This window comes from Bradyrhizobium sp. NC92 (genome assembly GCF_025200865.1).
Taxonomy (GTDB): Bacteria; Pseudomonadota; Alphaproteobacteria; order Rhizobiales; family Xanthobacteraceae; genus Bradyrhizobium.
In genome coordinates, this window is record NZ_CP104171.1 from 3,377,418 (window position 1) to 3,391,952 (window position 14,535).

10 protein-coding genes are annotated in these 14,535 nt (G+C 58.9%); 7 read left to right on the plus strand and 3 right to left on the minus strand.

Going from position 1 to position 14,535, the window contains the following annotated elements; translation table 11 throughout:
• Positions 1–165: 165 nt before the first annotated feature.
• The gene (locus N2602_RS15630; RefSeq protein ID WP_260383186.1) at positions 166–1,143 is read left to right on the plus strand and encodes a glycosyltransferase family 2 protein; all 978 of its coding nucleotides are present in this window, start codon (positions 166–168) and stop codon (positions 1,141–1,143) included.
• Between the two features lie 100 nt (positions 1,144–1,243).
• Here N2602_RS15630 and N2602_RS15635 read toward each other — a convergent pair whose 3' ends face one another.
• On the minus strand, positions 1,244–2,515 hold the full coding sequence (locus N2602_RS15635) for a hypothetical protein (RefSeq protein WP_260383187.1): 1,272 nt from the start codon (positions 2,513–2,515) through the stop codon (positions 1,244–1,246).
• Complete coding sequence (locus N2602_RS15640) at positions 2,512–3,303, minus strand: FkbM family methyltransferase (protein ID WP_260383188.1); 792 nt, start codon at positions 3,301–3,303, stop codon at positions 2,512–2,514. Before N2602_RS15640 ends, N2602_RS15635 begins: the two co-directional genes overlap by 4 nt.
• 131 nt (positions 3,304–3,434) lie before the next feature.
• On the opposite strand from N2602_RS15640, the gene N2602_RS15645 reads away from it, so the two are divergent.
• Together N2602_RS15645 and N2602_RS15650 are read left to right on the plus strand one after the other, a co-directional pair.
• On the plus strand, positions 3,435–4,520 hold the full coding sequence (locus tag N2602_RS15645) for a glycosyltransferase family 2 protein (protein ID WP_260383189.1): 1,086 nt from the start codon (positions 3,435–3,437) through the stop codon (positions 4,518–4,520).
• A gap of 21 nt (positions 4,521–4,541) precedes the next feature.
• Complete coding sequence (locus N2602_RS15650; protein ID WP_172784607.1) at positions 4,542–5,378, plus strand: right-handed parallel beta-helix repeat-containing protein; 837 nt, start codon at positions 4,542–4,544, stop codon at positions 5,376–5,378.
• A gap of 22 nt (positions 5,379–5,400) precedes the next feature.
• Here the strand turns inward: N2602_RS15650 and N2602_RS15655 are convergent, their stop codons facing one another.
• The gene (locus N2602_RS15655; RefSeq protein ID WP_260383190.1) at positions 5,401–6,252 is read right to left on the minus strand and encodes a class I SAM-dependent methyltransferase; all 852 of its coding nucleotides are present in this window, start codon (positions 6,250–6,252) and stop codon (positions 5,401–5,403) included.
• Positions 6,253–7,101: 849 nt separating this feature from the next.
• On the opposite strand from N2602_RS15655, the gene N2602_RS15660 reads away from it, so the two are divergent.
• From N2602_RS15660 to N2602_RS15675, 4 genes are all read left to right on the plus strand, one after another.
• Positions 7,102–9,729, plus strand: a complete 2,628-nt coding sequence (locus N2602_RS15660; RefSeq protein ID WP_260383191.1) for an Ig-like domain-containing protein — start codon at positions 7,102–7,104, stop codon at positions 9,727–9,729.
• 92 nt (positions 9,730–9,821) lie between these two features.
• The gene (locus N2602_RS15665) at positions 9,822–11,756 is read left to right on the plus strand and encodes a type I secretion system permease/ATPase (protein WP_260383192.1); all 1,935 of its coding nucleotides are present in this window, start codon (positions 9,822–9,824) and stop codon (positions 11,754–11,756) included.
• Complete coding sequence (locus tag N2602_RS15670; RefSeq protein WP_260383660.1) at positions 11,753–13,066, plus strand: HlyD family type I secretion periplasmic adaptor subunit; 1,314 nt, start codon at positions 11,753–11,755, stop codon at positions 13,064–13,066. The genes N2602_RS15665 and N2602_RS15670 overlap by 4 nt, the downstream gene beginning before the upstream one ends.
• A gap of 822 nt (positions 13,067–13,888) precedes the next feature.
• Entirely contained in the window at positions 13,889–14,503 is a 615-nt protein-coding gene (locus N2602_RS15675; protein ID WP_260383193.1) for a transglutaminase-like cysteine peptidase, read from the plus strand.
• Positions 14,504–14,535: the final 32 nt, after the last annotated feature.

Sequence of the window (14,535 nt, forward strand, 5' to 3'; positions counted from 1 at the left end):
AAATATCCAATTAAATGAGGGTGGTTTTATTTGGGCTGCCACTTTGGGTGTACGCGATCGTATGTCGGTTCGTGACCTGATGAACAGCCGACCTAACATCGTGCGCAACCGATTTTCTCTTGCAGGGCTCTGAGACCAACCAAACCGCTTCCCCCGGAGACCTTCATGAGTTCCGTCGATGCGATCATTCCTTGTTATCAGTATGGGCATTTCCTCAGGGAGTGCGCTGAAAGCATATTGAAGCAGTGCGGACCCGAGTTGCGCTTGCTGATCATTGATGATGCGTCCACGGATAGTACAGCCCAAGTAGCGCAAGAACTGGCCTGTTCAGATCCTCGGGTCGAGTTTCGCAGACATGCCACTAATCGCGGCCATATTGCTACCTTCAATGAGGGGATCGACTGGGCCGCTGCCGACTATATGATTTTGCTCTCCGCGGACGATTACTTAATGCCCGGCGCGATTGAGAGGTCAGTGAGGCTGATGGATGACAATCCGTCGGTCGGCCTCACGTTTGGCGGGGCGGTCGCACTCCAAGAGGGGCGGGAGGAGATCCTGGCACCGCCGGCGGAACTTGGGCCCGGAACAAGGATACTGTCTGGCCACGATTTCATCAGAATTAGCGGCGCCAGGAATATAGTGTTGGCGCCGAGCGTGGTGGTGCGAACGAGCCTGCAGAAGAAAGTGGGGGGATACTTACCCGATTTGACGCACAGCGGTGATATGGAGATGTGGCTCCGGTTCGCAGCGCATGGTCCCGTCGGGTATATCGATGCCATCCAGGCTGTGTATCGGCGACATTCAACTAACATGTCGGGCGGATATTCCGCCGAGCAAGACTTCCATCAACGCAAATTGGCGTTTGAGCGGTTTCTGGATCGCTGTGCCGCCGTGCTTCCCGACGCCGATGAGCTCAGGTTCTGGCTGATGCGCCATTTAGCGCTCGACGCGATCAGTTGTGCGAGCCGTGCCTTCAATGAGGGAGACGTTGGGTTATCGGAACGGCTCTCGGCGCTTGCGTCGAAGCTGGACCCGGAGGTTACGCGATCGCGTCGTTGGTGGCTTCTCGCCTGCAAACGGCGATTAGGATCGCGGGGATGGCAGTTGCTGCGGCCGGCAATCGAGCGGTTAAGGACGCCGTGATCGGCTCCGAGCTTCTGGGATGCGTCAAGATCGGCATTCAACGCCGATCGCAAACGGCTCACGGTGCTGCCGCGAGAACATTCTGGCGCGTTTGCCGGGTTCAAGCCTGGTACATCGAGAACTCGCGCAGCGACGCCCTGATGCCGATGCAAACTCCCCAGAATATCCAGAGGTAGTTCCAGTAATGAACCGTTAGCCCGGTGAACATGAGCATCACCACCGCGATGGTGAACGCGATGCGCAGAGTTGGCGCGCTGGGATCCTCCATGACGCCGTTGAAGCGGCGTTTTACCGGCAGGACGCTCGCCATATTTGTCAGGGCAAGAAGGAAAATCATCGGAAGTCCGAACCGGAGCGCGAATACCAGCCACACAGAATCGATGGTGGTATCGAGAATGTCGTGATTGAGTCGGTCGAACGCGTATCCGGTGAGAGGAGACTCCATGATCTTTTGGGTGGCCGCGTCCCAGATCAACATTCGAAAGTATCCCGACACTGGATCGAAGGTCAGGTGCGAGATGATCCAGCCAAGCGGGTGATTGGCGACGGCCATTATCACGACAACGATGGTAGCGAGACACATCTGGAGCGCGGACCAACGCCCGGAATATTCCTTCAGTGCCGCATTATAGAGGTAGAGCATCAGGACAATGAGACACGACAAAAGGGGCGCGGAGGACAACGACAAGAGGCAGCCGAAAACACAAAGTCCCGCCCAGAGCAGTTTTGACAACGGGCGTTGCTCCGAAAACAGAAAGATGCCGCAAGCAACGGTGCAGTAGGTGCCCAGCAGAATTGGGTGGTCAAACGTCGAGGCAGCTCTTACCCAGTACAGCCTGAAGTCGGGCGAGAGTGGCGCTTGGCCGCCGAAAGCGGCAGAAAACGCTTCTTGAACAATGAGCCGGCCCGAAAGGTTATCGAAGAGCGCCAGCAGGACGACGTAAGCAGTCACGATCCTGAATGGTTGGATGAAGCTATAGATCGCCGCCGGGCCAAAGAAGAAGCCGCGCGCCACAAGGTAGCCCCCAAGAAACTCGAGGCTCTCGGCGCCCGTCGACGAGAGCGCACTCGGGCCGCTCGTGTAGTAGGCTGCCGCGAACATCCATGTTGCCACGCCGAATGCAAGATAGTCCGAGGCGAGCATGTGACGACCGGCCCTGACTAGCCTTGCCACCGCAGGTACTATGAGGAGCAGGATTCCGATCCGCCCAATCGTCAATTTCGCATCGGCGAGGTATAGCTGGACTTGCGCCGCCGGCAGAACGAGTCCGATCAGCAGCAGCCAAGCCGGCAGCGTACTGCATCGCTCGGGAACTCTCGGAGAGGCTGTTCTCGTCAGCCCGAACTCGCCGCCTGTAACCGTGACGCTCATGAGAGGGTCGCCTTGCCCGGCGATGCGGTTTCGATCTGAGCGCGGCGTCTGTGATCGTCAGTCAAATACCACGTGAAGGTGACTGAACGCGGCGCCAGCCCCTTCACGAAGCGTCGATCCTGAAAGACGTAAGGCCGATAGCCGATGTCGGAAACGAAGTGAGAAATCTCGTCCGATGCAAATGCGCACATCAGTGCTGGTTTGTATCGGCCTAGCGTGTGTACTGATCCTCGCAGGATGTCCAGTTCGGCCCCCTGAGCGTGCACCTTGATCAGGGAGGGTGCCATCGCAAAGGAATCGAGGGTGCGACATTCGATTCTGTGTTCGCCCACGGTCAACTTGGACTGATCGAAGCGGTACATGCGGCCGGAATCGCTCAGCCATTCGGTCGCGGCCTCGCGGGAGGTGGCCGCCATACCATCGCACGCCCACCAACCGTATGATGGAACGAAGAATGTAATGGTGCCCGGCCTGGCCCCCAGCGCGTAAGGCAATACCGAGATGGACCGATCTTCGGAGAATCGAGTCTTGAGCCGCTTGGCCGAGAGGGGTTCCGGCTCGAAAGCGACGATGCTCGATTGTGGTCTAAACCTCTTGAAGGCCTGAATGCTTTGTCCGCGGTTCGCCCCGATATCGATAATCAGACCATCTGCTCTGGCGGTCCACGTGACACCCCTATACTCGGGTTTCGGGAGGTATGAGGCCGCCGCGTCCTTGAAGGCAAATCGCGCCGCCGCCACGCCGGGGATGTTTGCATATGCAAAACGGGCAAAAGGCTTCAGATTCATCAGGATAGGACCTCGGCCCCATTGCGCGGCAATCACTGCGTCAGATTAAACAAAATAAATCCAATTGCAATAAGTGGCATTTAAAGATATCGAATATATATAATAATTTAAATGTCAACGTGGAAGTTCCCATGGCGATCGGATTGAAAACAACCGAGATGGATGCCTCGTATGGATTGGCGGAAAGTCTCGTTTCCGAGGTCGCGGTGCTTATCGTTGGCTATCGCAACCCGCATGACATCGTCGAATGTCTACTGGCATTGTCCCGTGCGACCACTTCGCCGGCCTTCGACGTCTTCATTTGCGAGAATGGTGGCGAGGATGCCTATTACCACTTGGTCTCAGCTCTGGTCGGCGAGGGAGGCCCTTGCCTGCGGGGCGAAGCTCGCGGAACCGGAATAGGTGATAACATCAGCCGATTTACCGGCGTGGAGCGCCTGGTTCTGCGAGCGAGATCGTCAAATGTCTGGGTTGCGTGCGCCTCCGACAATTTTGGCTATGCCGGTGGGATAAATGCGTGGTTGCGCCCACTCTCTGCAATTCCCACTTGGCGGGCGATCTGGATCTTGAATCCAGATACCCAGCCGACCGAGTCCGCGCTGGCCGCGCTACACAAACGGGCGGAGTCCGGTCGAAAGGCAATGGTGGGCAGCACTATTCTCGACAGCCTCGATGCGGATCACGTGAGATTCCGCGGTGGGCTCTCCTGGCAGAAGCTGGCCGCGAGAGACGTTGCCATCGGCCTGGGAGACCTTCTCAATGCATCCTGCAACACCGCGGCCGTCGAAGACGCGATGGATAGCCCTTCGGGGGCATCGATGTATGTGACCCGCTGGTGCATCGAACGGATTGGTCTCATGGATGAGAGCTATTTCCTGTTTTACGAGGATATGGATTGGGGACTGCGCGCAAGACATTTGGGACTCGGTTATGCCGCCGACTCGATCGTCGTTCACAAGCGCGGCACCACGACGGGATCCGCCAAAGGTTCATCGGCCATACCGGTGCTCTCCGTTTACCTCCAGCACCGCAACTGCGTTCGCTTTGTACGCCGACATTTCCCATGGTCACTGCCTCTTAGAGTTGCGGTCTCCGTCCTTTATGCACTCAGGTTCTTACTGCAGGGAGCCCCAAGCAACAGCCGTGCAGCGATCGAAGGGCTCGTCGCTGGATTGAGAGGCGAGATGGGCCGGCCGAAGGAGCGGATGGCACAATAACGGACGCAAGGGCACCTGCGGATGCGACGGTCGATCTTCATTCAATCGCTCTTGTTGCTTTTAGTCGTGAGCGCCGGGGAAGACGACATTGTTGCGCGCGCGGCGGAGCGCGACCCGATACCCACGGCCGAATGGCCCAACCCTACGAATACGGGGGTGCGTCCGCATGTCAAGCTAACGCGTTCCGGCGACGTTGTAGCGGACCAGGCCGGCGTCACGATTTCGGGCCTCGATATTGAAGGCCGCGTCTATATCAAGGCACCGAACGTAACGCTGATCGATTCCAAGGTGACTTCCGCCTCCTTCTACATCGTGAGAATCGAGCCCGGTGTCACTGGCACAGTGATCAAGAACTGTGAGATCAACGGCGGTGGCTCCGGCAATGATGGCTCCTATGGCATAGTAGGTCAGGGTACGTTCATCGCAAACAACATCTACAATGTGGAGAACGGAATCGGTGTGTCTGGGTCTGATACGCTCATTCAGGACAACTACATTCATGATCTCCTTGCGTCCGGCTCTCCGCACTATGACGGCATTTCGATCGATGGCGGCAACGCCAACATCGTTGTCAGGCACAACACGGTCATCAACAGGCACACGCAGACATCCGCGGTCATGATCGACAATTATTTCGGACCGATCTCCAACATCGAAGTCGACGGCAACCTGCTGATGGGCGGTGGATACACGGTTTACAGCTCGGCGCAGTTCAATGGCGGATCGGTCGAGGGGGTTTCGTTCACCAAGAATCGCATGGGCAGAGGGAGGTGGGGCTATAGTTCGATTGTGAAAAACCTCCCGGTGTGGCGGGAAAACGTAGATAGCGCGACCGGGCGCACCATTGGTCCTCGGTAGATCATCTGCGGCCTCAGGTCGCCTACTTATCCACACGCCGGAACCAGAATGATCCTGGCTCCCGGCACGGTTCGCGCATCAGAACCGGACATGCGTTGTTCAGCCTAGTCTTGTGATTGCGTGCAAGCCAGTTAACTGCGCCAATGATCTCGAAATGTGCGTTGAAACTCAGGAAGGCCTCCAGGAGATATTGCTCATTCCATAGCCAGCGATCGCGAAGGAGCCATTGAGCAGGGTAATCGTGCGGCGTGAAGACGTCGTGGACATGCACGATCACGTTGGGACGGAGGAGGCCGAGTACGTGCAGGTATTCGTGCAGGACGTCGCCCTGCGGGCGAATGATGTGTGAGGAGTCGATGAAGAGAATGTCGTTCTCCCCCAGCGCCTCAAAAAGGCTGTCTGGGCAGCACTCGACCTTTCTTCTCAGGACCGTGACGCCCGCCGATTCGAGCCACGGTTGCTCAAACGGTTCAATACAGATCTGCTCGCATCGATAGCCCGGGCTGTCCCTCCCGTTCGCCTCTATCGCGAGGCGGGCCATGAGGGTCGAATTGCCACTCCCGACCTCGACGATCCGTTTGGGTTTGAAGTGACGTATCATGTTATAGAGAAATTCGGCGTCTCCAGGCTCGAACGAGCCGTTGTGGTATCCGAATTCGTCGGGTCCCTTTTGAACGGTTGGAATTTTGAGCAGTTCGTCGCGGTACTTAAATTGCTCGACCAGCTCAAGCTGTGTCGCTTCGTTTAGATCCAGTCCGGCGATTTCTCGCGGAAGATCTAGGTCGCGCTTCAGGTCTTTCGCGAGAACGATCGGCTCATAATAGTGATGCCGCACGATGGCGAACTGAAATCTGTCACAGATTGACCTCGACAAGGGAGCTCGATCACGGAGGCGACCAAGGAGGACTGCTAGTGGAGCAAAAAGTAGAACGACCGGCGTCAAGATCAGATCGAGTACTCGGTAAACGGACTCGCGGAAATAGTGCATGGATCATCACTTCCGATCTGTAGAAATGGGACAATCTTCGGCCTAGCAAGGCTCCACTTCGATGCACGAGAATATTGTGGCCCATTGCCATTCCGCCGTCCAGACCAGATCGCTCGCATGTGAGGTCGTCCAGGGCAGTGGAAAACCGGCGTCTTCACCGGGAGGGAATGGCTGTATTCTCATTCGCTACCGTGTCCCGACTACGCGGCGAGCCTCGCCTCAGCGGCGATCGATTTCCGGGCATGAGGACTCGCGCGCTTCAAGGCTACGGATACGCAACCGAATTGATCTCCCTCCAAATAGCTCCTCGACAGCCTTCGACTGCCACACCTCAGAAGAGCGCCTGTGTTCCGCTGTCCCCGGCAGAACTCTGCTGACGAGTTCGCGCGAGATCCGTCGAACGGAGAGAATCGATTCCCACCCAATCGTGGTCTGGCGGTCTTTTTGAAGCGAGCCTTTGGTGAGGTTGTTAAAAATATATATCCGCAATTAAATTGCGAAAATGCCAAGAGGCGATGAGAAGCTGCGCGCTCGTTGCCGTCTTCGAAGATAAAGGTGAATAAGTCGGCAGTGTGCTCTTGCGGCAACGCGCGAACACTCGCACTCTGCCGCGGCTTATATCGCGGTGTTACTTCGGGTTTTTTTAATCGCGTTGAATTTGGTCGCGCGTTGCACCCAAAAAATGACCCAAGTGGCGCCCCCATCTTGTCCCAAAAAAGCCCCCGCCGATGGAGCATGACACCGGCCGTGGCGCGCCTTTGGGGATGGCGCACCTGCGTGCGCTGCACGTTCGATTTAACTGCGAAGGAGAAAAATATCTTGGCAACGACGACTGCGTGGCCTGATGCTACGAACACTGGAGTGTCGGCGGGCGTGACCCTCACTCCTTACTATGGGGACCTCGTCATCAATACCGCGGGAGCCGTGATCAGCGGCCTCGACATCCATGGATCGGTCTACATCAACGCTCCGAATGTCACCTTGGAGAACTGCAAGGTCACGACGGATGCGTTCTACGCCGTGAGGGTTGCGACGGGGGTAACGGGTGCGGTGATCCAGCACAATGAGATCAATGGCGTCGGCTCGGGCAACGACGGCGACTATGGAATCATGGGTCAGGGAACGTTCATCGCCAACAACATCTACAACGTTGAGAACGGGATCGGCGTGGATGGAGGGAATACCCTCATTCAGGACAATTACATCCACGACATGATCGCATCGGGATCCCCGCACTACGACGGTATCTCGATTGACGGGAAAAACTACGACATCACGATCCGCCATAACACGGTCATTAACGACCACACTCAAACGGCAGCGATCATGATCGACAATTACTTCGGACCTGTCTCGAACGTCGTTGTCGACAACAATCTATTGTATGGTGGTGGCTACAACATCTACAGCTCGGCCCAGTTCAACGGCGGTTCGGTCACGGGGGTCTCGATCACGAACAATCACATGGGCGGAGGTTATTGGGGCCCGACCGCATTCACCGGCAACACCCCAGTTTACACCGGCAATGTGGATGACAGCGGGAGCCTTATCGCGACCCTCAACACATCGGCGAACAGCGGCTCGGGCTCGACGGCCCCAACTGTGCCGGATGCTCCCATCATCGCGTCGTTCTCGACCGACAGCGGCACCGCCGGCGACAAGATCACCAACGACAATACGATCGAGCTCAAGGGATCCGCTGCTGCCGGCAGCACCGTCAAGTTCTACGACGGTGCGACCCAGATCGGTTCGACCACTGCGGACTCGAGCGGCGCCTGGGATTACATCACAAAGGTCCTGACCGACGCCAAGCATACGCTGACCGCAACGGCAACCAGTTCGTCGGGTCAGACCAGCGTGGCGTCGTCTGCGTTGGCAATCACCGTCGATACCAAGGCTCCGACTGCACCGACCATTGCTAGCCATACGGTGAACACCGCCAATCAGGTGGTGATGTCGGGCAGTGCCGAAGCGAGCAGCGTCGTGAAGGTGTTCGACGGCACGACCCAGATCGGGACCGCGACGGCAAGCAGCACTGGCGGGTGGAGCTATACAAGCAGCGCCCTTGCGGCCGGTTCGCATAGCCTTACCGCGACGGCAACGGACGCAGCAGGCAATACCGGCGCGGCGTCCACCGCCTTCACGGCCAGCATCACCGGCACCTCCGCGCCAGCCACACCGACCTCGCCGACGTCACCCTCGTCGCCGACTGCCGGCACGGTCGTCGAGTCAGCTGGCGCCACAACTCTCGTTGAGAGCGGCGGCAAATATTACCTCAAGGGCAGCACCGGATCGGGCCCCACGCTGAAGGATAACGGTGTGGAGTTTGTGAACGGGTCGGATGGCACCTGGGCACCGATTGGTGCTGAGAAGACCGCGACGGGCTATGAGGTTGTCTGGAAGGAGGCGAGCACCGGTCAGTACACGGCGTGGAATACTGACAACAATGGCAACTACGTGTCCCATGTCGACAGCCTGACCGGCTCCACGTCGGGTGGTTCGGTGTCGGGTACGGACTCCGGCCTTAAGTCGCTCGAGACGAGCTTCCATCAGGATCTTAACGGTGATGGGCAGATCGGTACTTCTACTGCAACTACCCCGACATCGCCAACGCCGACGACTGGCAAGGTCATCGAATCGGCTGGTGTGACAAGTCTCGTTGAGAGTGGCGGCAAATACTATCTCAACGGCAGCACCGGATCGGGCCCCACGCTGAAGGACAACGGTGTGGAGTTTGTGAGCGGGTCGGATGGCACCTGGACTCCCATTGGTGCGGAGAAGACGGCGACGGGTTATCAAGTTGCCTGGAAGGAGACGAGCACCGGTCAGTACACGGCGTGGAACACCGACAACGATGGCAACTACGTCTCCCATGTCAGCTCCCTGACCGGCTCCACGGACGGTGGCTCGGTCTCGGGTACGGACTCTGGCCTCAAGACGCTGGAGACCAGCTTCCATCAGGATCTGAACAGTGACGGGCAGATCGGTACTTCCAGCGTAGCTACGTCGTCCACTGCAACCAATAGCACCGCTCCCATTGCGGGCAGTACGTTCATTGCTTCGCCGGGCAACACTACTCTGACGAGCACGTCCGGCGATGACACCTTCGTTGGCAGCAGCCAGGCCGACACTTTCGTGTTTGGCGCGAACTTCGGCAACGACGTGATCAAGGGCTTCGTTGCCCGCGGACCTGCTCACGACACGATCGAGTTCAGCAAGAGTGTGTTCGACAGTTTTGCCAGCGTTCTCTCCCACGCGACCCAGTCAGGTACCGATGTCGTGATCGCGACGGGGAGCGATACGCTTACGCTGAAGAACACCAAGGTCGGCGCGTTGACCAGCAACGACTTCCACTTCGCGTAAGGGACGGCATCCACACAGAGTAGTCTTCAACAACTGCCTTGGTGATCTCTTGGGAGATCTTCCAACAATGGCGTAGTTCAAGGGCAGCAGCCATGATTGACTTTGGACGGCGGGGGGTATTCCCCCCGCCCGCGAATCTCTATCGAATTCCACTTCTTCACATATCAGCACTCTGGACAGCCGGACGGCAGCGAGCAGAAAACGCTCAACTGCAGACGCCACAGCTGATTGGCTGGGCAAAGGACCTGCTCGAAGCGGTGCGGCAACGGATATTCGCTGGTCGACCCCGGCCAGAGGATCACTATGACGAGTCGCAGTCAGAGTTGTCCGCTTTCCTGCGGTCTTGCCGCCGGATTTTCTGGGCACTCGCGGCCTTCAGCGGCATGAGCAATCTACTCATGCTCACCGGCTCGTTCTTCATGCTGCAAGTCTATGATCGGGTGCTGCCCGGACGCAGCATACCGACTCTGGTCGCCTTGATGGCTCTGGCGACGGTGCTTTACCTGTTTCAAGGCGGGCTCGATCTCGTGCGGAGCAGGATTAGCTCCCGGGTCGGACGGTATTTCGATGAAAGTCTCGGCATTCGCATCTTCGATGCGCTTGTTCGCTTGCCTTTGAAGACCAGAGCGGATGGCGACGGCCTGCAGCCGGTGCGGGACCTCGATCAGGTCCGCAGCTTCCTGTCGAGCGGAGGGCCGACGGCGCTCTTCGATCTGCCCTGGATGCCGATCTATCTCGGCGTCTGCTTCTTCTTTCACTTCTGGATTGGCGTCACTGCGCTGGTTGGCGCGCTGGTGCTGGTCGGCATTACGATGCTCACGGAAACGCGTACCCGAGGCCCAGCGAAGGCGAGCTCGCGTCTCGCCGTTTCGCGAACTGCCCTCGCGCTCGAGGGACGGCGCAATGCCGAAGTTCTGCAGGCCATGGGCATGCGGCAACAAGCGGCCTTGCGTTGGCGGGATGTCAACGCGAAGTACCTCGCGGCCCATGAACGGGCCAGCGATGTCGCAAACGGACTCGGTGGTGCCTCGAAGATTTTCCGGGCGATCTTGCAATCGCTGGTTCTTGCCGTTGGCGCCGTCCTCGTCATCAACCAGGAATCGACGGCCGGCATCATCATTGCCGGATCGATCCTCACCGCGCGGGCCCTTGCGCCTGTCGAAATGGCCATTGCGAACTGGAAGGGATTCGTCGCCGCGCGACAATCGGGGCAACGGCTCGATCACTTGCTGAAGCTTCTGCCTCACGAGGAGGAGCGGTTGGCATTGCCTGCGCCTGTTGCAACCCTTACCGCCGAGAACCTCTATATCGGTGCTCCGAACTCCGAGAGACCCACTCTCAGCGAAGTGTCATTCCAGCTGCGCAGTGGGCAGGCGGTCGGAATCATCGGTCCGAGCGGATCCGGCAAGTCGACGCTGGCGCGTGCGCTGGTTGGGGTGTGGCCGTGTATTCGCGGCAGGATCCGGCTCGACAACGCCGCCCTCGAGCACTGGTCTTCGGACGCCCTCGGCAAGCACATCGGTTATCTGCCCCAGGACGTAGAATTGTTCGACGGCAGCATTGCGATGAACATTGCGCGCTTCGACCCGAACGCAACCGCCGCCGCTGTTCTGGAAGCCTCTCATGCCGCGGGCGCACACGAGCTCGTCCTCTCCCTGCCGGACGGGTACGGCACGAAGATCGGCGAGGGAGGGCTGGCGCTGTCGGCGGGGCAGCGGCAGCGTATCGGGCTTGCGCGCGCCTTTTACGGCAAACCCTTCCTGGTCGTGCTTGATGAGCCCTCTTCCAATCTCGATGCGGAGGGCGAGGAGGCCCTGACCGAGGCGATCCTGAACGTGCGGCGACGCGGAGGGATTGTGGCCGTTGTCGCGCATCGGCCGAAGGCGCTGGAAGGTGTGGACCATGTCTTGTGCCTCGGCGAAGGCAGAGTTCAGTCCTTCGGCAAGCGAGAGGAGGTTCTCAAGAGAGTGTTGCGGAATCCGGTACCGCTCAAGGTCGTCGCGGAAGCTCAAGGAGGCGGCCGATGAACGGTCAGGTAGCGCCGGCGTTGCAGTCGATCCAACGTTACATGATCGTCGGAATGATCATGCTCGCTCTGGTGACCTTTGGGGTCGGCGGCTGGGCGACGACGACCCAGTTGTCTGGCGCGGTCATCGCTCAGGGCGTGGTCGTGGTGGATTCGAGCGTCAAGAAGGTCCAGCACGCCACTGGCGGAATTGTGGGAGAACTGCGTGTGCGCCAGGGCGATCGGGTGAATGCAGGCGACGTTTTGATCCGCCTCGACCAGACGCAGACGCTCGCGAATGCGACGATTGTCACCAACAGCATCGATGAGCTGCTGGCGCGGCAGGCTCGTCTCGAAACCGAGCGCGATGGTGCCGAGCAGGTCGTGTTTCCCAAGGTGCTGCTCGACCGGGCCAAGGAGAGCAACTCCGAGGCGAGCCGTGCGATCACTGCGGAGCGGAAGCTGTTCGACCTCCGGCGCCAGGCAAGGAGCGGCCAGAAAGCGCAGTTGCAGGAGAAGAGCGCGCAGCTGGAAAACGAGATTAAGGGCTATATGGGGCAGTCCGAGGCCAAGCAGAAGGAAGTGGAATTCATCCGCCAGGAGCTGGAGGGCGTACGCAGCCTCTGGCAAAAGAATCTGGTGCCGATCACGCGGCTCAATTCCCTCGAGCGCGACTCCGCCCGCATCGAGGGCGAGCGCAGCCAGCTTGCAGGGATGATCGCGCAGTCGAAGGGCAAGATCTCCGAAATTGGACTCCAGATCATTCAAATCGACCAGGACCTCCGGACGGAGGTCGGCAAGGACTTGATTGAAACGCGCTCGAAACTCTCCGAGCTGGGCGAGCGCAAGACGGCGGCGGTGGATCAGTTGAATCGCGTCGATATCAGAGCGCCACAATCCGGTCGCGTCCACGAGCTCAGCGTGCATACGGTTGGGGGGGTGATCTCTCCCGGCGAGCAAATCATGCTGATCGTCCCTGATGCGGACTCGCTTGCGGTCGAGGTCAAGATCGCGCCGAAGGATATCGACCAGGTCTATGTGGGGCAGACCGCGACAATGCGCTTTGCAGCATTCAACCAGAAAACCACGCCCGAAATCGATGGCGAGGTCAGCATGGTCTCGGCAGACATCACGCAGGATCAGCGTGCCGGCACCAGCTACTACACAGGCCGCGTCCTGCTAAAGCCGGAAGAGCTGGCGAAGCTCGGCTCGGCCAAGTTGCTGCCCGGCATGCCCGTCGAGGTCTTCATCAAGACTGCAGGGCGGACCGCGCTTTCATACTTGCTCAAGCCGCTGCAGGACCAGGCGGGGCGGGCGTTCAAGGAGCGCTGAGCTCGTGCAAGATGGCAGCAGCGCTCGACTGCATGTTTTCGCAACCGGCGCCCTTTCCCTGGGCGTCGGTGTTGCGACCAGTTCCTGAAAGCAAGGCCGGACGGTCGCAAGCATGAGGGGCGGGCGTGTCGGCCCGACGCGCGCGCGTCCCAAACCGGACCCGCGTCTGCACTCCGATTTGAAGGATCCGCCGTAGCATTTGGGCGATCGGCGCGCCGTGACAAATCCGGTGGAACGAACGTGACGAGATCGCCCACCTCGCGGTCAACCCCACTAAATTGCGTACCTTTCGATCGGGCGAGCGCGGTGGTTGCCCGTTCCCTCCATGCGGGACGATGGGGCGCTCGAACGATCGTCCGCTCAGAACGTCCATTCGCTTGGCATGCAGGGTCATGGCGGCGACGAAGCCGAGTATGGAAGCTTCAGCTCCCAGAATGACGAGTAGCTCGACCGGCATGCGAATGAGGTCCTGTTCGAGAAGGCCCGTTTGGCGCGCATAATGATTTAAAGCAATGATTAAAAATATTTGGTGGCAAATAATTGTCCACCGGTGCACAGAGCGCGACTTGGGGCGCGCCGCACGTCAACGACTCTCGCCGAGAACAACTGGGCGTCGATTGAGGCCGTCTCGCTCCATCCCCTTCATTCATTCTGCTCGTCTTCCCCAGTGTCACTGCTGTGTTCTCGCGGTCGGCGGCTTATTTAATATTTATTGTCATTTAAATATATTTGAATTATAAACGATGAATTAAATTGTTTTGTGTGACTCGGCGCGCGCCGGGTGGACCCGACACGGTTTGGCGTACGGAGGGGGATCCGCAGATGCAGCGAACCTCGGGCCCGGTCATCGCGGCAGCCATAGCAATTGTGATCGGTGGCGTTCAGTGGGCGCGTGCGGCATTGCTGGTCATGCCAAGGGCCCCCCAAGCGGACCTTGCGCATATCGAGCTGGGGCGCCCCGCTCTTCCGCCCCTCACTTACACGGTGTTTTGCCTGCGCTATCACGCCGAATGTCGCCCGCGCCGCTTCTTCCGCGGCGGGCCGGTCGGGTTGACGAGGGAACGATGGGCAGAGCTGAAAGCAGTCAATCGCGCCGTGAACCGCGCCATTGTTCCGCAGCCCAATCAACTGGGCCTTGCAGGTGAGGAGTGGATCGTCAACCCCGATCGCGGTGATTGCAACGACTATGCAGTAAGCAAGCGTCACGAACTGCTGCAACGCGGCTGGCCGGCGCGGGTCCTGTTATTGAGCGAGGTGGTCACCAGTTCTGGAGATCATCACCTTGTGCTGGTGGTGCGCGCCAGGAGCGGCGATCTGGTCCTCGATAATCTGACGCCCGAGATCAAGTCCTGGTCGCAAGTGCCATACGGCTGGGTCCGCATGCAGATGCCGAGCGATAGCCGGATGTGGGCGACGATTGGCCGCCCGGGAGCTTGAGCATGCCTCCTGCCATGCCGCCGGAATCACGC

Bases quoted from the DNA above. Each gene is read 5' to 3' on its own strand.
- N2602_RS15630 (WP_260383186.1), top strand. From the start codon at position 166: ATGAGTTCCGTCGATGCGATCATTCCTTGTTATCAGTATGGGCATTTC.
- N2602_RS15650 (WP_172784607.1), top strand. From the start codon at position 4,542: ATGCGACGGTCGATCTTCATTCAATCGCTCTTGTTGCTTTTAGTCGTG.
- N2602_RS15665 (WP_260383192.1), top strand. From the start codon at position 9,822: ATGATTGACTTTGGACGGCGGGGGGTATTCCCCCCGCCCGCGAATCTC.
- N2602_RS15645 (WP_260383189.1), top strand. From the start codon at position 3,435: ATGGCGATCGGATTGAAAACAACCGAGATGGATGCCTCGTATGGATTG.
- N2602_RS15635 (WP_260383187.1), bottom strand. From the start codon at position 2,515: ATGAGCGTCACGGTTACAGGCGGCGAGTTCGGGCTGACGAGAACAGCC.
- N2602_RS15670 (WP_260383660.1), top strand. From the start codon at position 11,753: ATGAACGGTCAGGTAGCGCCGGCGTTGCAGTCGATCCAACGTTACATG.
- N2602_RS15640 (WP_260383188.1), bottom strand. From the start codon at position 3,303: ATGAATCTGAAGCCTTTTGCCCGTTTTGCATATGCAAACATCCCCGGC.
- N2602_RS15660 (WP_260383191.1), top strand. From the start codon at position 7,102: ATGACACCGGCCGTGGCGCGCCTTTGGGGATGGCGCACCTGCGTGCGC.
- N2602_RS15675 (WP_260383193.1), top strand. From the start codon at position 13,889: ATGCAGCGAACCTCGGGCCCGGTCATCGCGGCAGCCATAGCAATTGTG.